This window comes from Clostridium intestinale (assembly GCF_035905475.1).
GTDB lineage: Bacteria > Bacillota > Clostridia > Clostridiales > Clostridiaceae > Clostridium_T > Clostridium_T intestinale.
Genome location: NZ_CP121166.1, coordinates 4,121,308 through 4,144,113, shown reverse-complemented (window position 1 = coordinate 4,144,113; position 22,806 = coordinate 4,121,308). Strand labels below are relative to the sequence as shown.

At 31.0% G+C, this 22,806-nt stretch carries 16 protein-coding genes; 1 reads left to right on the top strand and 15 read right to left on the bottom strand.

Annotation, left to right across the window (positions count from 1 at the left end; translation table 11 throughout):
• Nucleotides 1-11: 11 nt before the first annotated feature.
• The 10 genes from P8F83_RS21040 to P8F83_RS20995 all read right to left on the bottom strand — a co-directional run bounded on the left by P8F83_RS21040 (nucleotide 12) and on the right by P8F83_RS20995 (nucleotide 16,968).
• Nucleotides 12-1,064: a polyamine ABC transporter substrate-binding protein gene (locus P8F83_RS21040; protein WP_326512543.1), complete on the bottom strand. Its 1,053-nt coding sequence runs from the start codon at nucleotides 1,062-1,064 to the stop codon at nucleotides 12-14.
• 13 nt (nucleotides 1,065-1,077) lie between these two features.
• On the bottom strand, nucleotides 1,078-1,887 hold the full coding sequence (locus P8F83_RS21035) for an ABC transporter permease (protein ID WP_326512542.1): 810 nt from the start codon (nucleotides 1,885-1,887) through the stop codon (nucleotides 1,078-1,080).
• Nucleotide 1,888: 1 nt separating this feature from the next.
• A complete protein-coding gene (locus P8F83_RS21030; RefSeq protein WP_326512541.1) occupies nucleotides 1,889-2,779 on the bottom strand; it encodes an ABC transporter permease in 891 nt (296 codons plus the stop codon).
• Nucleotides 2,780-2,789: 10 nt separating this feature from the next.
• Entirely contained in the window at nucleotides 2,790-3,929 is a 1,140-nt protein-coding gene (locus P8F83_RS21025; protein WP_326512540.1) for an ABC transporter ATP-binding protein, read from the bottom strand.
• 259 nt (nucleotides 3,930-4,188) lie between these two features.
• The gene (locus P8F83_RS21020) at nucleotides 4,189-4,932 is read right to left on the bottom strand and encodes an amino acid ABC transporter ATP-binding protein (RefSeq protein WP_326512539.1); all 744 of its coding nucleotides are present in this window, start codon (nucleotides 4,930-4,932) and stop codon (nucleotides 4,189-4,191) included.
• A gap of 13 nt (nucleotides 4,933-4,945) precedes the next feature.
• On the bottom strand, nucleotides 4,946-5,620 hold the full coding sequence (locus P8F83_RS21015; protein ID WP_326512538.1) for an amino acid ABC transporter permease: 675 nt from the start codon (nucleotides 5,618-5,620) through the stop codon (nucleotides 4,946-4,948).
• A gap of 12 nt (nucleotides 5,621-5,632) precedes the next feature.
• Nucleotides 5,633-6,427: an amino acid ABC transporter substrate-binding protein gene (locus P8F83_RS21010; RefSeq protein ID WP_326512537.1), complete on the bottom strand. Its 795-nt coding sequence runs from the start codon at nucleotides 6,425-6,427 to the stop codon at nucleotides 5,633-5,635.
• A gap of 661 nt (nucleotides 6,428-7,088) precedes the next feature.
• Entirely contained in the window at nucleotides 7,089-7,469 is a 381-nt protein-coding gene (locus P8F83_RS21005) for a TraB/GumN family protein (protein ID WP_326512536.1), read from the bottom strand.
• Nucleotides 7,470-7,965: 496 nt separating this feature from the next.
• Nucleotides 7,966-16,569 (bottom strand): glycoside hydrolase family 94 protein, encoded by an 8,604-nt coding sequence (locus tag P8F83_RS21000; RefSeq protein WP_326512535.1) that lies wholly within the window; start codon nucleotides 16,567-16,569, stop codon nucleotides 7,966-7,968.
• A gap of 129 nt (nucleotides 16,570-16,698) precedes the next feature.
• Nucleotides 16,699-16,968 carry a putative Se/S carrier protein gene (locus tag P8F83_RS20995; RefSeq protein WP_326512534.1) on the bottom strand — a complete coding sequence of 90 codons (270 nt, stop codon included), beginning with the start codon at nucleotides 16,966-16,968 and terminating at the stop codon, nucleotides 16,699-16,701.
• Nucleotides 16,969-17,034: 66 nt separating this feature from the next.
• Here P8F83_RS20995 and P8F83_RS20990 point away from each other — a divergent pair, with 66 nt between their 5' ends.
• The gene (locus tag P8F83_RS20990; RefSeq protein ID WP_326512533.1) at nucleotides 17,035-18,171 is read left to right on the top strand and encodes an aminotransferase class V-fold PLP-dependent enzyme; all 1,137 of its coding nucleotides are present in this window, start codon (nucleotides 17,035-17,037) and stop codon (nucleotides 18,169-18,171) included.
• A gap of 233 nt (nucleotides 18,172-18,404) precedes the next feature.
• Here P8F83_RS20990 and P8F83_RS20985 read toward each other — a convergent pair whose 3' ends face one another.
• The 5 genes from P8F83_RS20985 to P8F83_RS20965 all read right to left on the bottom strand — a co-directional run bounded on the left by P8F83_RS20985 (nucleotide 18,405) and on the right by P8F83_RS20965 (nucleotide 22,747).
• Nucleotides 18,405-19,490 carry an ABC transporter permease gene (locus tag P8F83_RS20985; RefSeq protein ID WP_326512532.1) on the bottom strand — a complete coding sequence of 362 codons (1,086 nt, stop codon included), beginning with the start codon at nucleotides 19,488-19,490 and terminating at the stop codon, nucleotides 18,405-18,407.
• 1 nt (nucleotide 19,491) lies between these two features.
• Entirely contained in the window at nucleotides 19,492-20,226 is a 735-nt protein-coding gene (locus P8F83_RS20980) for an ABC transporter ATP-binding protein (protein WP_326512531.1), read from the bottom strand.
• Between the two features lie 199 nt (nucleotides 20,227-20,425).
• Complete coding sequence (locus P8F83_RS20975; RefSeq protein WP_326512530.1) at nucleotides 20,426-21,196, bottom strand: YhfC family intramembrane metalloprotease; 771 nt, start codon at nucleotides 21,194-21,196, stop codon at nucleotides 20,426-20,428.
• Nucleotides 21,197-21,218: 22 nt separating this feature from the next.
• A complete protein-coding gene (locus P8F83_RS20970) occupies nucleotides 21,219-22,349 on the bottom strand; it encodes a DUF1648 domain-containing protein (RefSeq protein ID WP_326512529.1) in 1,131 nt (376 codons plus the stop codon).
• Nucleotides 22,350-22,369: 20 nt separating this feature from the next.
• The gene (locus P8F83_RS20965) at nucleotides 22,370-22,747 is read right to left on the bottom strand and encodes a GntR family transcriptional regulator (RefSeq protein WP_326512528.1); all 378 of its coding nucleotides are present in this window, start codon (nucleotides 22,745-22,747) and stop codon (nucleotides 22,370-22,372) included.
• Nucleotides 22,748-22,806: the final 59 nt, after the last annotated feature.

Sequence of the window (22,806 nt, the reverse complement as noted above, 5' to 3'; positions counted from 1 at the left end):
CTCCTTCATAACTATTGCTTAAATGAATTCCAAAGATCATCAAACTTTGATGTAGATTCTCCAACATCCTTAACATATTCTCCTTTTGTGAATACTTCTGTAGGTAAATTTGAAGCCTTATTATTTTTATACTCATCTGGTAATAAATCATAAGCTGCCTTATTTACAATTTTATAAGGATATTCTTCTGCTATCATTTCTGTTATTTCTGGTCTAAGGATAAAATCTATAAACTTCTCAGCTGCCTCTTTATTTTTTGCACCTTTAGGAATAGCCATATTGTCTAAGAACAAATAAGTCCCTTCCTCTGGAAAAACTGGTTGTATATTTTTATTTTCTTGGTAAGCAAGTGCAGCTTCAGCATTCCACATAAAGCCTATAGAAGTTTCTCCACTTATCATTGAGGTTTTAGGACTATCACTATCGAAACTTCTTATATTAGGTTTTAATTTTGTTAGATATTCTTTTGCTTCTTGAAGTTTTTTATCATCAACTTCATTCATTGAATATCCTAATGCTCTAAGTGCAATACCTATAAGAGCTCTTTGGTCATCTAAAGCCACTATAGAATCTTTATATTTAGAATTCAAAAGATCTTTAAATGATGTTATATTCTCCTTAACCTTATCTTTATTAACTGCAATAACTGCCGCACCTGCTACATAAGGAACCGAATATTCATTTCCTTTATCAAAATATTGATTTAAATACGCCTCATCTAAATTTTTAAAGTTTGTAAGCTTATCAGTATCTATCTTTTCAAGTAGTCCTTTATTAATCATTATATCTACCATATAGTCACTAGGTACCACAATATCATAAGTTCCTTCATTTGCCGTTTGAACTTTTGCTAGTAATTCCTCATTTGAAGAGTAGTTACTATAATTAACCTTTATTCCATACTCTTCTTGAAATTTATCAATAACAGATTGTGGTAAATATTCTGTCCAGTTAAAAACATTTAACTCACCTTTACTTTCAGAAGACTTCTTTCCACAACCGTATAGCCCCCCAACTAAAATAGTAGTTGTTAATAAAATCCCTAAAACCTTTTTAAATTTCATTTCTACACCCCTCTTAATCATTATTGTAATTTAAACTTTTTTCTTTTCTTATTTGTATATATTGAGCCGCTCCAACTACCATAAAGGTTGCTACCAGCATCAAAGTTGAAAGTGCATTTACATCAGGAGTAACTCCCGTTTTAACCATTGAGAAAATCTTTAAAGGTAAGGTATTGCTTTGTGGACCTGTAGTAAAAAAGCTTATTATTACATCATCTAAAGATAAAGTAAATGCTAGTAGTACCCCTGACATTACTCCAGGCCATATAATAGGTAAAGTTACTTTTAAAAAAGTTTTTAATCTACTAGCACCTAAATCCATAGCTGCTTCTTCTATGGATTTATCAAACCCACTGAGTCTAGATCTTACAGTTATGACCACAAAAGGTATGCTAAAGGTTGCGTGGGCAAGCACTAAAGAAAATAAACCTAAATCTATTTTTATAAGTGAAAAAAATGAAAGTAATGAAATTCCCAAAACTATTTCTGGAATAACTACTGGTACATATAATAAACTATCTATTACACTTTTGCCCTTAAAGCTGTACCTATACATTCCCACAGCCGCTATTGTTCCTATTATTCCAGAAACTAAAGTACTAAAAAAAGCAACTATCATTGTATTCTTTAAGGCTTCAAGAAGTGGTCCATTTGAAAACAACTCCCCATACCACTTTAAAGTAAATCCCTCAAAATTAATGTTTAGTTTTGAACTATTAAAAGAGAATAATACCAACACAAAAATAGGCAGATATAAAAACAAATAAACAAGACATACATATACTAACGTTGATATATTAAATAACTTTTTACTTCTATTCATACTAAAATCCCCTTCCTATGTCCTCCATATCTCCTCCAGTTTTTGAATATACTCCAACAAGAACTATTGTTAATACTATTAATACCATAGATAAAGCTGCTCCGAGAGGCCAATTCCTTGCTGTTAAGAATTGATTTTTTATTAAATTCCCTATAAGCATTATTTTGCTTCCACCTAATAAATCTGGAATGAAGAAGTACCCTAAAGTAGGTATAAATACTAATATAGAACCTGCAAAAATCCCTGATTTAGTTAAAGGAAGAGTCACCTTTAAAAATGAATTCCTAGGTTTAGCTCCTAAGTCATTTGCCGCTTCAAGTAGAGATTTATCTAGTTTTTCAATTGAAGAATATAAAGGCAATACCATAAATGGAAATAGAGTATATACCATGCCAATCATTACAGCAATATTGGTATACATTATCTTTAAAGGTTCTTTAATAATATGAAATGTCATTAGTACTTGATTTAATAACCCCTCAGTTCTAAGAATAATAATCCACCCATAAGTACGGATTAAGGAATTAGTCCAAAAGGGTATTATAACTAACATTAATAATATTACCCTTGTCATTGGTGATCTTTTTGATATGAAATATGCAAAAGGATATCCTATTATTAAACACAAAAAAGTAGTAGCTGCTGCTATAATTAAGGATCTTAAAAATATATTCAGGTATAAAGGATCAAATAGCGCTTTGTAATTAGCTAAGGTAAAAGTAGCTTCAACGCCACCATATACCCCCTTTTCCATAAAACTAATTCCAAGAACATATATAAGAGGTATTAATACAAATAGTAAAAGCCAAAAAGTAACTGGTCCCACCATAGTGATTATCGGTATTATTGCCTTATTAAAATTATTAACTAGCTTTTTATTAACTGTCTCCATTCTATCCCCCCTATACACTTATAGTCCTTTTATTTTCTATAAAATCTAACCCTCTCTCTTCCCCTATAAATTTCTCCTCATTGTCTTTTGAGTGCATAACTACAGCATCTTTAACATTCCAATGTATATATACCTTTTTGCCTATTGGAATTAAATCCTCTCCTGTTAACCTATTTATTTTTATCTCTTCTCCCGAAGATAAAACTACAATACTCTTAATCATAGATCCAACATATACATGCTCTTTAACTATACCTACTAAAGAAAACCCCTCTATGGATTGCATGGACATATTGATTTTTTCAGGTCTTACTGATACATATACATGCTCATCCTCCATAAACCCTTTAGCATAAGAGACCACTTGTCCTTCATCAACATCTATTTTTAAATAATCTCCATTATTTGCTCTAATAGTTCCAGAAAATATATTTGATTCCCCTATAAAATCAGCAACAAATTTTGATACTGGTCTTTCATATATCTCATCTGGAGTTCCAACTTGCTCTAATATTCCTCCATTCATAATGGCTATTCTATCACTCATAGTAAGCGCTTCTTCTTGATCATGGGTAACATATATAAATGTAATTCCAAGTTTTTTCTGTAACCTTTTAAGCTCCATCTGCATTTGTTTTCTAAGCTTTAAATCCAAAGCTCCTAAAGGTTCATCAAGTAATAGCACCTTAGGTTTATTTATAAGAGCTCTAGCTATAGCTACTCTTTGCTTTTGACCTCCTGAAAGTTGATCTGGCTTTCTTTTCTCAAACCCTTTAAGCTGAACTAGCTCTAACATTTCCTTAACTCTTTCTTTAATTTCTGCCTTGTTTACCTTCTTCATGCTTAGCCCAAAGGCAACATTATCATAAATATTCATATGAGGAAAAAGTGCATAGTTTTGAAAAACTGTGTTTAAATTTCTCTCATAAGGAGCCTTATTACGAACATCCTCTCCCTCAACACTTATAATTCCATTAGTTGAATCCTCAAAGCCTGCCAACATTCTTAAGGTAGTAGTTTTTCCACATCCTGAGGGTCCAAGCATTGTTAAAAATTCACCTTCATAAATTTCCAAACATAAATCCTTAACTATATGATTTTTTTCAAAACATTTATCAACATGATCTAGTTTAATAATTACTTTTTTCATCTTGCACCACCTTATTTATACTTAAACAGAAAAAGCCAATTTCTTGAAATAAAGAAATTGACTTCATTGTCTATATATCTATTCAATAATAAAAAACAAGGCGCTTTCATGTTACTGAAAACGCCTTTGTTAATACTATTAGTATAGCATATGAGTATTAATATTGCCAATATATTTTTAATAGATTATAAAATATTTTTCTCAACACTTATTAATTCATTATATATTCAAGTGTATTTTAATTAATATATCAATTATACTAATCATTTATTATGTTCAAGAACTGTCTTAATCGTTCGTTTTTTGACTCTTTAAATATATAATTTGGTGTACCTTCTTCAACTATAATTCCGTTATCCATAAAGACAACCTTATTAGCCACATCTCTTGCAAAGCTCATTTTATGAGTTACTACAATCATTGTCATTCCTTCCTTTGCAAGCTCCTTCATTACATTTAAAACCTCAACCTCGAGCTCTGGATCTAACGCCGATGTAGGTTCATCAAATAAGATTACCGCTGGATCCATGGCCATGGCTCTAGCTATTGCCACTCTTTGTTGTTGCCCTCCTGATAATTCATGAGGGTAGCTCATCTTTTTATCACTTAACCCTACTTTACTAAGTAACTCATCTGACTTACTTATAGCTTCTCCCTTACCTCTCTTAAGAACAGTAATCTGTCCTTCTATAATATTCTCTTCTACAGTTTTATGTGGGAAAAGATTAAAACTTTGAAACACCATGCCTGTATGTTTTCTAAGTTCTAATATTTCTTTTTGACTGACCTTATTTGGGTCATGGAAATTAATCTTGTTTTCTCCTAAATTTATTTCTCCATCATTAGGTATCTCAAGTAAATTAATACATCTTAAAAAAGTTGTTTTTCCAGATCCAGATGGTCCAATTATAACAACAGTTTCACCTTTATTAATGTCTAAACTTACATTTTTTAATATTAAATTATCCCCAAACCTCTTCATTAAGCCTTTTATTTTAATCATATAATTCCTCCAATTATTTAGCTACGTATCTATCTAATCTGTGTTCTATCCATCCTTGAATAAAGGTTAATACTGTACAAAACATCAGATAAATAAATGCAGCTTCGCAATACAATACAAGAGGTTCATAAGTGGCTGCTGTTATTCTCTGTGCTACTTGAAACATTTCTGTCAAAGTTATAGATGCTGCAAGAGAGGTGTCCTTAACCAAACTTATAAAAGAATTAAATAATGGAGGTATTGATACCCTTGCAGCTTGAGGTAAAATTATTCTATCTAAAGCCTGCCTTTTAGTCATTCCTATAGAATAGGCAGCTTCCCATTGTCCTTTAGCTATAGATATTATTGCCGCTCTTATTACCTCAGAATTATACGCACCCATATTCATAGTAAATCCAATAATAGCTGATGGAAGTGGTGCTAATATGACTCCGATTTTAGGTAATCCATAGAAAATTATAAATAACTGTACTAATAAAGGGGTTCCTCTTATTATCCATACATAAAATTTTGCTATTCCCTCTAATAGCCAAGCTCCTGATATTCTCATTAAAGCTATAAACAATGCTAATATTAGTCCTAGTACAAATGATATAACAGCTACAGGTATTGTAAACTTAATTCCAGCCTCAAGTAATGGAAAAAAGGAATCTTTAACTATCCTTACTATTCTTTCATCAAAATTCATAAGCTTTTCCTTCTATTTAGATACATCTGTACCAAACCATTTTTCTGATATTTTTAAATATGTTCCATCACTCTTCATATCTGCTAACGCTTTATTAACAGCATCAACTAGTTCCTTATTATTTTTTCTAAACATTATTCCACACTTATCTGCATTTTCGTATTCAGCCACAATTTTTACCCCTAAATCAGGTTTTTGTTTATTTAAATCATAAAATGACAAGCTATCATTAACTGTAGCATCAACTCTTTTTGAGGTTAATAAATCTATAGACTGATTAAATCCATCAGATTGAACTATTTCAGCTCCGTACTTCCTTGCTATATCAGCTAAGTTGCTAGTTAAACTTTGAGCTGACTTTTTTCCTTTTAAATTATCAAAAGTTTTAATATCTGTATTATCTTTATTAACTATAAGAACTGCTTTTGAAACTATATATGGATCTGAAAAGTCATATTTTTCTTGCCTCTCTGCTTTTATTCCAACTTGATTAGCTATAGCATCAAATCTTTCTGCATCTAACCCAGCAAACATTCCATCCCATTTTGTTTCAACATACTCTGCTTTGACACCAAGCCTATTAGCTATTTCATTTGCTATGTCTATATCAAAACCAGTTAAAGTCCCCGAACTATCATAGTATGTAAAAGGTGCATAAGTACCTTCAGTGCCTATTTTTATAACTCCTGCCTTTTTAACCTTATCTAAAAGTGTAGCATTTTCGGCATTCTTAGCTGCACCAGAATCTTTTGCTGTACATCCAACTAAAAGCATTGACGTAAGTATTAAAGTAAATATTTTTTTCATCTCTATCTTCCTCCTATGTTTTATCTCTAATTATTTTCTTCATAAGTTTATGTATTTATTCACTAATGAGCTTTCTTCTTAATGTATAAAAGGATTAGACTGGCGCTAAGGAAGAGAAGGGATTTGATGAAGTTCTTCGAACTTCTACAGATAAGCAGTGCGTGTCTACCGAATAGATGTGCACTACTGCCCTGTAGGAGTTTCTTCTCAAACTCCATTAGATTCCTTTTTTCTTCAATTCTTCAATTCTTCAATTCTTCAATTCTTCAATTCTTCAATTCTTCAATTCTTCAATTCTTCAATTCTTCAATTCTTCAATTCTTCAATTCTTCAATTCTTCAATTCTTCAATTCTTCAATTCTTCAATTCTTCAATTCTTCAATTCTTCAATAGGCATTTTGGCTTTTCCGTGACTTATTATCAAGATCTTTTTCAAAAAAGTTTACTTTGTTTTTAATAAGTAAAAGGATTAGACTGAAGCTGAGGAAGAGAATGAGATCCCTTTTTATAGGGGTATGTTCTAATCTATTAGTCATTTTGTTAACTATAGAAATATGCGTTAGTATAAAGTACCTATCTTGCTAGAACAATTAAACTATTATTTAATTAAAGGTAAAAGGAGCCTCTATCACTTCATTCCTAATAGAAACTCCTTTATTTATTATTCAAGTCTAGTAATTGAGTAACCTTTATCTTCTAAGGCTTTAATAATTCCATCTTCTCCAACTATGTGACCCGCTCCAACTACTATAAAGTATTTTTTGTTTTCGGATATAAATCCTTCTATGCTATTTTGTATATCTACTTCTACTCCAAGTCCAATAGATTCTTTATAGGCCTTTTCAACTGAATCTATAAATTTAACTTCTTTTCCTACGTGAACAGAACCTCCAAGATATAAATAGTTCCCATCCTTTTCTACTTTATAAAATAACCCTTTAACCCTTGGAACATCATTTTTTTTACCTTCACAACCAACTAGTGAAGCTGTTAAAATTATGACTGAAAGTAATGTAATAAATAAAAATTTTAGTTTTTTCATTTCCCTATCCCCCCTTCACATATATATACGGCTATATATAGGTAAATCTGTCAATTTATATTCTGTAAAAACTCTTTTTCTCAAGAGTTTCATTAAATCCCTTCTAAGTACAACATAATGCCATATTGACACTTTGACACTTTGACACTTTGACACTTTGACACTTTGACACTTTGACACTTTGACACTTTGACACTTTGACACTGGGTAGTCTACTTTTCTTCCCACTCATTATTCATCTTTTATAAAAATATTTTTCTATTCATCTATTGTTCAATATGGATTTTGACTTTGCCTTAATTCATTAGCAAGGCTTTTTTAAAAGTTTACTTTGTTCTTAATAAGTCTAACGCTGAGAAAGATAATGAATTTAATTAAGTTCTTCGAGCTTCTAAAAGGAAGCAGATATAGGGAATCTAATGGAGCTTAGGACCGCTCCTACAGGATAAAATAAAAAGAGACCATTGCAATAATTTATCACAATGATCCCTTCTCATTATATAATTACTTTAACTATATGTTCTCCATCTTCTAAATATGGAACTAGATTATCCTCTAATAGTTTACCATCAAGATAAATTTCTTTCTTTTCTCCTCTAACAACCTTAATGTTATAGGAGCATTTATCTTTTCTGTAGTTAATCTCATATTCATTCCATTCATCTGGAACAGCTGGTTCTATAATGAATCCCTTATCTCCTTTTAGCTTAAGCCCAAGGATTCCTTCAATACCTACTCTAAACATCCATCCAGAAGTTCCAGTATACCAGCTCCAACCACCTCTTCCTTCATGACCTTCTGCACCATATACATCGGCAGTCATTACGTAAGGTTCTACTTTATATCTTTCACATTCTAGATGAGATTTTGAATGGTTTATAGGATTTATCATATGGAATGTTTTCCATGCCTTATATCCATAACCTAACTTCGCCATAGCTAATATTACCCAAGTAGCTGCATGGGTATATTGACCTCCATTTTCTCTAACTCCAGCAATATAACCTTTTATGTATCCAGGTTCTAACTTAGAATTATTAAAAGGTGGTGTAAGTAGAAGTACTATTCCTTTATCTTCTTTAATTAAATATTTTTCTAAGGCACGCATTGCTTCTTCTACACGCTCTTTTCTTCCTGCTCCAGATATAACTGCCCAAGATTGAGATAAAGAATCTATCTGACATTCATCATTTTCTATTGAACCAAGAGGAGTTCCATCGTCAAAGTAGGCTCTTCTATACCAGCCTCCATCCCAAGCATTTTTCTCTAGATTTTCTCCTATAAAGTCTCTCATTTCCTCATAACGTGTAAACTTTTCTTCATCATTTTTATGTTTACAAATTTCTTTAAAGTTATCTAGTATGCTGTATAGGAACCAACCAAGCCATACACTTTCTCCTTTTCCTTCGTTCCCAACAGTACTCATACCATCATTCCAGTCTCCACTTCCCATAAGTGGAATGTTGTGTTCCCCAAATCTTAAAGAAATTTCTATAGCTCTTATACAGTGTTCATATATACTTCCTTTTTTATCTGATTCTGGAGTAACCTTATATCTTTCATCTTCCCCTTCTCTTAATGGTTCATCTTCAAGATATACTGCTTCTTCATCTAATATACTGTAATCTCCAGTGTTTTTTATGTAATCTATAGTTACATAAGGAAGCCATAACAAGTCATCAGAAAATCTTGTTCTTATACCACTATTAACAACTGGATGCCACCAATGCTGAACATCACCTTCTACAAATTGTCTTGTTGCACTTCGTATTATTTGCTCTTTAGTAAAGCTTGAATCTAAAAATCCTATAGACATAACATCTTGAAGTTGATCTCTAAAGCCCATAGCTCCACCAGATTGATAAAATGCAGTTCTAGCCCAATACCTACAAGCGAGAGTTTGATACATAAGCCATCCGTTAAGCATAATATCCATGGTTTTATCTGGTGTTTTAACCTGAACTCTATGAAGTAAATCCCTCCAGAAATTCTTAACCTCTACTAATGAGTTATCAGCATAACTAATATCTTTAAATCTATTAATTACGGCTTTTATATTTTCTATTCCTTCTTTTTGCCCAAATAATACTATTAATTCGATTTCTTCATCTGGTTTTAATGAAATCTTAGTATTACAAGCTAAACAAGGGTCGTATCCTGCTCCAGTAACATTTGATAACCTAGCTTTCTTCAGAGCTTCAGGTTCCTCAACGTTTCCTCCTCTTCCTAAAAACTCGCTTCTATTTCCAGTAAAGCTTCTATCCTCTCCACCTAATATAGTAAGATATGCAAATGCCCTTCCAAAGTGCTCACTATAAGGGTTTTGAGCATATATAAAGTCTTCCTCTAAATAGCTTGATATATATTGAACAGTCTGCTGAGGTACTACTCCTAATGAAAGCTCTGAATAATAGGTTAATGATAATTTTCTCTCTTCATTAGTATGATTTTTTAACTTTACTATCTCCACTCTTACACTTTCATCCATAGGACAGAAAGTAGTCATTTCTCCTAATATTCCTTGTGAGAAATGTTTAAACCTAGAATATCCAAAACCATGTTCAGCTATATATTCTCCCTTATCTCTAAGTGGTCTTGCGGATATTCCCCATACCTTTCCTGTAATCTCATCTCTTACATATAAGCCTTCAGTTAATGGGTCTGTTATAGGATCGTTTGACCAAGTGCTTATCTTATTTTCTCTACTATTTTTATACCAGGTATAGCTGCTTCCACTTTCTGATATATGGAACCCAAAGTCTCCATTAGATACTACATTAATCCAAGGTGCAGGAGTGGTCTTATTGTCCTTAAGTATTATTACATATTCATCATTTTCTGTGTCGAATCCACCTACTCCATTATAGTAATCTAGATTTTTGCTTGGGTATGAATACTGAATATTTCCATAGTCTTTTTCTTTTACAGATAAATACTCTATGTTATCTTCCTCTTCACTTACTAGTTCTATTTGTTCTATTAAACTTCCCTTGTCTCCATCAATAAAAAATCTAGCTATGGATATTAAAAATTCTATGTCATCCTGAGCCATACTTCCTTTGCTATGTAGAAACACTCCTCCTTGAATATTTTGTCTATCCCTTGCATAGCTTGAATTTACAATATCCTTTATAGCTTCTTGTAGGGGTTGAATGTATAGAGTATTTTGTAGATTTAATACTACAAAATCTACTTTAAGACCTTTTCTATCCCAATATTCATGAGCTTGAAGTCCTTGCTTTATTAAATACAAATCCTTCTCATCCCTTATTATTATTAAAAGTATAGGTACGTCTCCTGATATACCATAAGGCCATAAGGATGATTGAGCCTTCTTAATCCTTTTAATATAATCTTCTCTTTCTCTTAGCGAGTTATTTAAGAATAATATCTTTGAAGCCATAAGCTGATATATATTTGCTTGTGTAGACTTTATTCCTAAATATTTCATTTCCATTTGCGTCTGAGTCCAAGAAGCTTCAAATACCTTTTCAACATTTCTCATTTCTGAGTATTTTTTTGCTAATTCTATAACTTCTTCTCTAGAATCCCCAACTGCTGTTGTATAAGCTATCTTTACTGTTTCACCTGGTCTTATTTTTAATCTTCTTCTCATGCTTATTATAGGATCGAGTACTGCACCTACTGTATTTTTAAGTGGTGTTTCATCATCCATAACTATAGGATTTGATACCGCTCTTCCTCTACCTAAAAAATTAGCTCTGCTAGTTTCATATTGTATGGTTCCTATAGCTTCTCCTTGAACTGCTATAGTTTGCATAACATGAGGTTTTTTCTGCCCTTTAGCTCTTGGTCTTCTATTAGCTATTACACAAGAAGGACTTTCAACATATTCAGTTCTTATAAATAAGTTACTAAAGGTTGGATGAACTATATCTGCATTATAAGGTGCAAGAGTAGCTTCAGCATAACTTGTTACCTCTACTGTTCTGCTATGTTCACTGTGATTAGTTATGGATATTCTCCTTACTTCTGCATTGTCCTCTTGAGACACAGTTATTTCATAATAAGTTGTAAGATTACCATCTTTTCTCCTAAACTCAGCTTTATCTAGAGAAAATATAACCTCATACTCTTCTCCTTCATTGCCACATGGTGAATAAGCTGCGCTCCAATACTCATTAGAATTTAAATTCTTTATATAAAAGAACATTCCTGTATTATCTAAAGTCAGATCTTCTCTCCATCTGTAAACAGTCATATCCTTTAGCTTACCGTATCCACTTCCACTATTAGTTATCATGGTTGAGTAATTACCATTAGACAAAAGATGACCCTCTGGATATTTACTCTTAGCAGTATTAAAGGTTCTTACTACGATATCTTGTTTTTCTAAGTTTAATTCTATAGGTTCAAATTTTTGTGGTCTATCATATACAACCCTCTTAGATACCTTCTCTTGAAGTAGTAGTTCAGTAGCCTTAACTCTAGGTATTCTGTGGAATCTATCTTGAAAAATATTATGATTTAATACATTTGTTAAAGCCATTAAACTCATACCTTGATGATGAACCATAAAGCATTTAACTATGGCCTTATTTACGTCCTTAGATAATCTATCTTTTGTATAATCAATAGCTTCATAGAAACCATATTTCCCATCTAGCCCTTCATTTTTTAGACTTTTTATATTCTCTAAAGAACCTTTAAAATCTATTTGAAGTCCCATTACTGTGGAATATGGAGATACTACTAACTCGTTTGCTAACCCTCTTTTTAGGCCAATACTTGGAACTCCAAAAGCTTTATATTGATAATTTTTTGAGATATCAAATGTATAAAATGCTGACTCTGATATTCCCCAAGGCACCCCTCTTTTCCTTCCGTAACGCTGCTGAACACCTATTACTTCTCTATAAGTCTCATTTAACAGAGTATCTGGATAGTTTCTCATAATAAGTAGGGGCATGTAGTATTCAAACATAGTTCCAGACCAAGAAACAAGACCTTTTCCACTATCCATAAGAGTCATTGCTCTTCCTAAACTAAACCAGTGTCTTTGCTCCACATCACCTTTGGCTACTGCTATAAAACTTGCTTGCCTTGATTCTGATGCAAGTAAGTCATAATAAGAATTTCCAAGCTCATCTCTCTCTATGTCATATCCTATAGCAAAAAGATTTCTGCTTTTATTATATAAAATTGAGAAATCAGTATTCTCTGCCATACTGTGTAAATTATCTTTTACTCTATTAATTTTATTGATTATTTTATTTACTTCATCTTTTCCGTTATTAAAAAGAAGTTTAAACTCTTCCCACCAAACTTCATTTATATTGGTACCTGAAATAACTTCATCTATTTTATTATTTAGCTCTATTAATTTAGTATTAGAAGGAATCTTTTTAAGATCCTCTTCTTTGGTATCCATTGAAGATATGTTTTGTATAAATATATCTACCCAAGGGAATATCCTTTGTATTTCTCCTAAATACTTATTTACAGAACTTTTTAACTTATTGTTCCAATACAAGTTTCTACAGCCATCAATCTTATCAACTTCTAAGGCTTTATTTCTTATATTAGTTAAAAGATTTCTCCAACTTATAATATCTAAATCTACTTCTCTAATATCACTTATTATAGGTGAATAGATTTCTTTTATTCCTGAGGCTAACTCTATTTCTTCGTTGCATAACTCTAAAACATCACATAACCCATCTATCTTCCTTTTATTAACTATAATATCATTTTTATATTCTTCAAGGGCTTCCTCAGCCACCCATAAATATCCTACTAGATTTCCACTATCAACTGTAGAAACATACCTTGGATATAAAGGCTCTTTACTTACTGTGTCATACCAATTATAAAAGTGTCCTTTATATTTTATAAGCCCATCCATACTAGTTAGTATTTTTTCTAATCTATCTACAGTTTCTATTACCCCTATGTATCCTAAGTCATAGGCCGCTAAATTAGATGTAATTCCCATTCCCATGTTAGTAGGCGAAGTTCTTGTAGCTACTCCATTTGGAGGATCAGCCTGATAATTATCAGGTGCTAACCAGTTGTTTTCCTTATTAACAAAATCCTCAAAATATGCCCAAGTCTTTCTACTTAAAATTCTTAATAAATGAGTATCTTCCTTATTTATATCTAAACGAGTTAAAGGTATATCACTACTAATATAATAAGCAACTACTGGGCTTAAAAACCATAAAATACATGAAGGAAGTATTAATAACCCCGCTTCTGTGGAATTTAAGAAAGAAATTCCCAAAATTAATAGGGCTATAGCAGACCCTTGCCACATAAACGAAATAAAATCCTTCATTCCCCTCTTAAGCTTTGACTCAACATCTGCTGCTGTTTGCCATTCAAGAAGATTTTTTTTACTAATAAAAACTCTATATAAAGTTTTTATTATAGCATTCATCATTAAATAAGCTTGATAAGGTAAAAAGCAAAAAATCAATAAAGTTTGTTCTAATGCCGTTTTCCCATTTCCTATTTTCCCTGATAAACTTATCCCCTTAATAGGTGAAACTACTGCCTCTGACACATCAAAAAGAATAGGACATAAAATAGCTAATAAAGCTATTACAATCCATTCTTCACTATGAGGAAATATAACAAAAGATAATAGTGTCAGTAATATAATAGATGGTGCTAAAATACTTCTCCTTAAGTTATCAAATATCTTCCACCTAGAAACAGTGTTTAAAGGAGACTTTTTAGTAATCCATTTAATAATCTGCCAATCTCCTCTTACCCATCTATGAAGTCTCATAGAGCTAGAATTATAATAAGCTGGGTACCCATCTATAAGTTCTATATCTGTAACTAATGCTGTCCTTACATAAGAACCTTCTAATAAGTCATGACTAAGCACTGTGTTTTCTGGAATCTCATCTTTAAGCATGTAGTTAAAAATATCTACATCATAAATTCCCTTCCCTGTAAAAATGCCCTCGCCAAAAAAATCATTATATACATCTGATATAGCAGTAGTATATTTATCTATCCCTGTTTCCCCAGAGAAAATCTTTGAAAAAACAGTTTTGTTAGCTGCAATAGTACCAACACTTACTCTAGGCTGCATTAAGCCATATCCTCTTTTAACCCTTTTATCTTTTTCATCAACATGAGGTTTATTAAGCACATGACACATAGCCCCTATAAGTTTTTTTGCAGTTTCTCTAGGTAATTGAGTATCTGCGTCTAAGGTTATTACATACTTAACTTTTTGAAGTTTTGTAATATCTCCGCTTATAGTATCATAACTTGTGTTTTTAGCTCCTCTTAGTAGAGCATTAAACTCCATGAGCTTACCACGTTTTCTTTCCCATCCAATCCATATATTTTCCTTGTCGTTATATTGTCTATATCTATTAAAGAAATAAAATATATCTTCACCATTATTTGAATATTTATCATTTAATCTTTTTACTTCATTTAAAGCTAATTCTAATATGTGTTTATCTTCTTTTTCTTCTTTATTTTTACCGTCCTTAAAATCTCCTAAAAGCCCAAAGTATAGATTTTTATGTTGATTTGCAAGATAATATACTTCCAAATCTCCTATCAAATCCAAAACTCTATCCTTATTACTTAATAGAGTTGGAATTACAACCATGGATGTGCAATCCTCTGGCAATTCCTTTGATAGCTCCATTTTAGGAATAAATTTAGGATCTAATAATTTATTTATACTCCAATGTAATATAGAGATAACTATTTCACTGCAAGGTATAAGAAGAACCAAAAAAGCTACTACATAAGTAATAGGATTTAGAGAATTCTTTACCATTCCTATAGATGTAAAGCTTAATAAAATAGTAACAACTGTTATAACACATAAGTATAAGAAAGTTTTATGCTTAAATATAAAACCTTCAAAACCATCCTTTATACTTCTTTTTCCACCAACCACTTTTTTCAATTTACTTATACCATCATCTATAAGGTAATAACCTATATGTCTTATATAAGCTTCATCACTATCAGCATTTTTGGCACACTCAATAGCTTTTTGTGCTATAACAACCTCATCTACATCTATTGTTTTTGATAATTTTTCTATCTTATGTCTGTAATAGTCTCTAGATTCAAAATCCATATTACAATAAATATTAGCTGGATCATTTTGCAATATTTTCTCCACCATACTTATTTCTTCAAATATGTCTCTCCAATTTATTGCAGCTACTGCTCTTATACTAGTAACTGAATTTCCCATTGATATCTGATAACTTCCTTGCTTTTGATGCTCAACAATTATCATTTTGTCAGCTGTAGTTTGCTGCAAAATCAGTCTATCATCTATCCACTTATAAAATGGTGCTCTATCTACACCATTATCTCTAACAACCTTAAGTAATCTTTCCACAAAATGTGAACTATACTCTATATTTTCCTCTAAGGATATCCTTCTAAGTTCATCCTCAAGTCTTTCATTATTATATGCCTCTATAATTTTCTCAGCTAAAGTTTCTGCCTTTTGTTTTTCTTGTTGTGCATAAATTATTTTTTCTGCTATCTTACTTATATTTTGAATTAAAGCTATCCTTATCATAATAGGTAAAGCCCAAAGCTCTCCTGTGGTAAGAACAGAATTTTTTTGATATGCCTTTATAAAGGTTTCTATAATCTCTTCATCTACGGCTCCATCTGTATGCGAAATAAGTTCTACTGCTATGTGATAACACCTAGCATATCCCTTCATTATCCCTTTTTTAATTACCGGAAGCCCCTTATAATATGACATTGGCATATTATGTTTTATGTCCTTATATTCTCTTTCAATTAAATATAAATTATCTATCATCCATTCAGCTGCTGGCAGAATTTCTTTCCTTTGTTTAACCTGCTTATCTAAATATTCATAAGTCTTAATTATATGACCATAACTATTGTCTAAGCTTTTAATTAATTTTCTTCTACAATTGGACTTCCTTGTAATGGTAGAAAAATATTGTGATATCTGAAAAGCATGCTTTTCTAAGCTTTCTTTATTTATACTTATACTAGGAACATCCTCCATTAAATTATGGTCTTCTTCTCCTCTGCCTCTTAATAACATATAAAGTATAGCTACTACAATTACTGCTAATATAGTTATATATCCATAGAGCATGTAATCCTCTCCTCACTTTTCTGATTAATAAAATTATTATGCCCCAAGAAATAAAAATTATATGAACCTATATAACAAAAAAATCACTATACTGTAGAATAATTTCTATCTACCTTATAGCGATTTCCCTTAAAGCTCTATTTTTTCTATGTTTCTATTTAATCCAATCTTACTAACATTGTAGTATCCAGCTACATCAATACTTCCTTCTTTAAGAGTAGATACAGCTTTTTCTAAATCCTTAGTTTCTATTTTTATAGATAAACCACAACTTGCTGTTATCTCTCTAGGTACAGGTAAAACTTTAACCTCTATATCGTTTAGTTTCAATTCCTTCTCTGCTCTTATAGCATTACTTGTTGAGTTAAACGCAATTAAATTAAAAATTTCTTCATTCATCTTAATCACCTACTAGTAAATTTGTTATAATGATATAATATCATAAAATTATGAGGTGCAAATATAATGATTTATTTTGATAATGCAGCTACAAGCTTCCCAAAACCAGATACTGTAGCTCTAGCTGTTGCAAATGCTATAAATACTTTAGGAAATCCTTCTAGAGGCTCTTACTCTTTAGCTCTTGATGCTTCTAGACTTGTATATAAAACCAGAGAAAAAGTTTCAGAACTATTTAACGTTGGTAATCCTCTAAATGTTGCCTTCACTTCAAATTCTACAGAAGCTTTAAATATATCTTTAAACGGTTGTCTGATCATAGGTGATCATGTAATAACTACAGAACTTGAACATAATTCTGTTTTAAGACCACTTTATGCTTTAAGAGAAAAAGGAATTGATTTATCCATAATTCCTTCTGATATAAATGGAATTTTAAATTACTCTAAAATAGAAAAAGAAATTAAATCAACCACTAAAGCCATAGTGTGCACCCATGGTTCAAATCTTACAGGAAACCTTATAGATATAAAACTTATAGGAGAAATATGCAAAAAAAACAATCTACTATTTATATTAGATGCTTCTCAAACTGCTGGAGTTTTCCCTATAGATATGCACAGAGATAATGTTGATATAATTTGCTTTACAGGACATAAATCTTTAATGGGTCCCCAAGGTACAGGCGGAGTATGTATAAAAGATAATCTTCCAATACGTCCATTAAAAACAGGAGGCAGCGGAAGTCACTCATATTCAAAGTCCCATCCCCTAGAAATGCCCGATGCTTTAGAAGCAGGAACAGTTAATAGCCACAGTATAGCAGGACTTTTAGCAGGACTTGAATTTATAGATGAAATAGGAATAGATAAAATAAGAGAAAAGGAACTCTCTCATATGTGGAAGTTTTATAATGGAATTAAAGATATTCAAAATATACGTATCTATGGAGACTTCTCAAAGTTTTTAAGAGCTCCTATAGTTACTTTAAATCTTGGTGATTATGATTCAAACCTTGTATGTGATGAACTTTGGAATAACTATGAAATAGCAACAAGAGCTGGTGCTCACTGTGCTCCACTTATGCATGAAGCTTTAGGCACTAAAGAGCAAGGAGCAGTAAGATTTAGTTTTTCTTACTTTAATACCAGTGATGAAATTGAGATCGGGATTAAAGCTATAAAAGAATTGTCTACACTGTAGCTCTTCAGAGGCTTATTTTTAATCCTCATTAAAATCCTTCTGATTTTAAGTTTTACTGCATACTGTGTTTACCTAAATACATAGCTTTACTATGTACTATTTTTACCTAACTGATTAGTTTTACTAAATGATTAGTTTTACTATGTACTATGTTTATCTATGTATTTAGTTTAGAATAGTATAATGTACAAAAAAAGTAGTTTTTAAGCTGATAAAAACTACTTTTTTTACTTCTAAATCCTTCTATATTTCTTTAAAGCTAATATATTAAGCATTATAAATAATATTGCATATCCTGCAAGCATAAAAACATCAAAAGAAACTTCCCCTAAAGTGTATCCTTTTATAGCAACATTTTTTAAAGCTTCTGCTCCATAGGTAAGAGGAAATACTTTAGATAAAACATGTACCCATGTTGGAGCTTCTGTCAGATTAAATATGCCGCTAAATAGAATCTGAGGAATTATTATAACTGGTATAAACTGAAATAACTGAAGTTCATTTCTTGCAAATGATGATAAAAATGTTCCTAAGGACAGTGATCCAGCTGCAAGTATTATATTTATTAATAATACACTTAAAAAACTGCCTTTTAAATTTATATCTAATCCATAAAACATAAACAGTTGTATAATTACAGTCTGAATAACTACAAATACACCAAAGCCTATAAAATATCCAAGCACTATCTCACTTCTCTTTAAAGGCGTAGCTAATATTCTATCTAATGTTCCACTTATTCTTTCTCTTAGAAAAGATACTCCAGCTATTAGAAATACAAAAAAGAATATAAAAAATCCCATCATGCTTGGTGCTAAAACATCAAATAAATCCATATCTTCTGCGCCATAAAGATAATTAATCTCTGGTTTATTAGGCATATCTATTTTCACGGCATTTCCCTTTAAGGTTTTACTGATATCTTGTATAAATACAGATAATTTATCTTCTGAATAAGATGACAGTGCCTTACTTACTGAATTTATTGTAAGTTTTGCTGTATTAGGCTCTGAACCATCAATAGTTATTTCTGATTTATCTCCACTAAAATTTATAAATCCATCTGATTTCTTTTCTTTAAGATTATCTATAGCTTCATTTTCATTAGATACATTTATGACCTCTGCCTCATCTTTAAGGAAAACTATAAACTCTTCTGGTGCTGATATTACATCAACCTTTGCCTTCTCTGGAGCGGAAGTCAATATTATACTAAAAAGATAGATAACAAATATAGGTGCTAATAACATCATTCCTATGGTACGTTTATCTCCTATAATCTGTTTCATAACCCTTTTAGCAACAGTAATACTTCTCATATTATTTCTCCCCCTTTAAGCTTCCAAAATACAAAAAAGCACCTTCTATAGTTTCAGTCTTAGCTTGTTTTTTTAAGTCCTCTGGAGAAGATAATGCCGTTATCTTTCCATCTCTTATAAGAGCTAATCTATCGCACTTTTCAGCTTCATCCATAACATGAGTAGTAATTATTATAGTACAACCACTATCTTTAAGTTCATTAAACTTGCCCCAGAACTCCTGTCTAAGCACTGGATCTATTCCAACTGTTGGTTCATCTAATATTAAAATCTCAGGGGCGTGTATTAAAGCTATCGCAAGAGATAGTCTTCTTTTCATTCCACCAGAGAAGTTTCTCACAGCCTTTTTTTCATCTTCTAAAAGATGTGTAAGTTTTAAAACCTCCCTAGCCCTCTCTTTTGCTTTCTTTACTTTTAATCCATAAAGTTCAGCAAAAAACAAAAGATTATCCATTGCATTTAAGTCCTCATATAAGGCATCAGATTGAGCCATATAACCAACCTTAGATGTTACCTTTAATGATGGAATTTTAGTATTCAACACTTCAATACTTCCTAAGTTCGGTGTCTGCATTCCAACTATAGACTTAACTAAAGTTGTTTTTCCAGAACCAGAAGGTCCTAAAATACCTAATACCTCACCTTTTTTAACCTCAATACTTACATCATCAAGTACTGTATTGGAACCAAACTTCTGTGTAATATTTTGTACAGAAATAACAGAATTACTGTGCATGGTAAGTTGCCTCCTATATTTATAATTATTTTCTTATTCCATCAAGTAATATACGGGTCATTTTCTCTACCTCTTCTTCATCATTTTCAACTGGAAACATATTAGGGAAATTAACTGTAAATACAATATATTCCTAAAATATTTTATTGTAAATAGAAAAAACTCTGAGGACAAAAAATTATTCTCAGAGTTTTATTTTCTATTCAATATTCTCAAATATTTTTCTACTTCTTATAGTAAAAACTACTGCTATAATTGCAAATATACCTACAACTGCCTCTACTATAAAAACATTACTTATTATCTTGGTTTGATATAAAGCAGGAATAAAATCTACTAATGCATGGAGCAATATTGCATATAAAAGATAAATATTTTTTCTCTTTTTGACTCCATAAAACACTACAAAAGTAAGTCCTACTTGAACCATAAATGCAAATATTCTCTCAATACCTCCAACCCCAATCATTAAAGGAGTTGCATTAATTACAGAAGATTTAATACCTTCAACCATAGATTCACTTTGTCCCTTTAGCATCGTATCTAAAGTGCCTGAGTTTAATGCAAAAGTTATTATTAAAGAGTTCAGAAAACTCAATCCTCCAACTAGTATAGCTTCTATTCCTCCATGACCTATAGCATATCCTAGTCCGTCTTTCCATTCTCTTTTATTCTTTAAAAAAGTTTTGAAAACCAAAAATCTTCCTGTTTCTTCAAATACTCCAGCAGCCAGCGCCCCATATATCCCAAAAGCTAAAGTGTTTACTGGAATTATATTTGATGATGTTACAACTTTATGAAGTATTTGCTCTAATATTAGTGCAAATAATACAAAGCCTATTATTCCCCCTAAGGTTGTCTTTATAGATATCCCATCTTTAATTTTGAAATATATAAATATACCTATAGGAAATAATACACAAACTAGCATTACTATAAGCATTGAAATTATTACATTATTACTTACCATATCAACACACCCCTACTTTACTTTATGAAAATATAACTGGCATTAGCATCATTATAGTTACAAATATTATAAATATTATCGATATAATAATAGATATTTTATTGCCAAAATTCATTGTCCATCCAGTTCCAAAACGCTTTTCTACAAATATTGATGGATCATTAGGATTATAGTAAAAAGATCCAAGTATCCAAAACTCATCGTCATCAACATTTATAACATCAGAATTTATATCTGATTCATCCTTATCCTTTATATTGCTTCCACCTTGACCTATTTTAATACTTATAATAATAGGACCTATAACTACTGCTAGGAAAAATATAATTAAAACTGGTGAAAATTTAGCTAAATCAAAAGAAATAATATTACAAGATTTTAAATTAAATGTTGTTAATAAAAGAGTTAATCCAATAGTTAAACAATATATCATTATTGAATTAATTTTCTTAAACTTAAATAATTTTTGTGAAGATTTAACAGGATTACTTGCATCAATTTTATTTTTACTTATAGCAATAGAGTAATTTGTGAAAGCTAAAATTCCAACTAATACTAAAGGTATTAATCCAGTACTTATAACTGAACCCATAGATTTAGTCACAAATCTATCCGCAACACCTTGTATATTCCAATGTGTACCTATATTTTCTGGAAGATTATCGTAATTCATAAGTGGCAAAATTAAATTAGTTAAAGCTATAATTCCAGGTATAATAAACCAAACAGGATGTATTACAGCATCTTTTCTTAAGGTTTTAGACATATTGGTATCAACATAAACCACCTGTTTTTTATTACCCATAAAATTATTTTTACTTTTATATGTTTTCATCTTTTTATTAGCTCTTAAAAATACTACAAAATATGCTCCAATAATAACAAAAGTAAATAATACTAAAGTTAATGGGTGGTTCAAAACATTGTTTAATATTATAAAATATATTATGGCAATAATTAAAGTTATTCCTGTTAGTTCAATATAATAACTTCTAGATATTTTTTTTATTTCTTCATCTTTAGTCCTGTCCAATGGTATAGAAACACCAAATATTAAATCCTTTCTAGTTATCTTAGGGGTAACTAAAAAGGTCAAATATAACAAAGCAAAAATGAAAACTGACATCACATTACTAATTAATTCGTTATTCATAAAACACCCCTCCTTGAGGTTTATTTATTATATTCGTCATACATGCTTAAACACTCATTTATAAACTCTTCTTTATCCATTCCAAAACAATGCGCTTGAGCAATTATATTTTTCAGCTCATCTTTTAAAGTTTCCTTAACCTTTTCGCTTGGCTTAATAGGTATTTCATTTACTACTGCACCTTTACGTCTATCAATAGTAACAAACCCTTCATCCTTTAATAGGTTATATCCCTTATTTACAGTGTGAAGATTTATGCCAATGTCTTCAGCCATTTGTCTAACAGAAGGTAGGCTTTCTTCCGGCTGAAGTTCTGAACTTGCTATTCCATGGACTATTTGATTTTTAAGCTGAAGATATATAGGAACATCACTTTGAAAATCAATTCTTATGAGCATTTTATCTCCTCCTTTATCATATTATACTTGTTATATATAATATATAACAAGTATAATAT